Origin of the sequence: Halorubrum sp. SP9, assembly GCF_005435015.1 — an archaeon.
In the GTDB taxonomy this organism is placed as follows: domain Archaea; phylum Halobacteriota; class Halobacteria; order Halobacteriales; family Haloferacaceae; genus Halorubrum; species Halorubrum sodomense.
The window spans coordinates 1-321 of record NZ_SGXU01000553.1; the positions used below are offsets into that span (position 1 = coordinate 1).

At 65.4% G+C, this 321-nt stretch carries 1 pseudogene; it reads left to right on the top strand.

Annotated elements, in window-relative coordinates:
* Nucleotides 1-258 (top strand): annotated as a pseudogene (locus EXE45_RS18560) (Fe3+-hydroxamate ABC transporter substrate-binding protein); the annotation flags it as partial.
* Between the last annotated feature and the right edge of the window lie 63 nt (nucleotides 259-321).

Sequence of the window (321 nt, forward strand, 5' to 3'; positions counted from 1 at the left end):
CGGTACCACGGGCGAGGGATGAGCCGTTCGGAGTTCGAGGAGACGGTCGTCGCGTACCTCGAGGACCACGACCTCGGCAGCGAACTGACGGCCGTCCAGGAGGGTCGGGTGTTCCGCGGCGGGCCGATATACGCCGGGCCGCTTCACAACCTGTTCATGATCGACCGGTACGCCACCGGCCTCTACCCGGACCGGTTCGAAGACGAGCGGCTGTTCGACCGCCAGCGACTCGCGGACATCATCAACGGAGACGCCTGACATGAGCGACGACGATATCACCACGACCGGAGAATCGACCCGGCGGGACTACGTGAAGTTCGG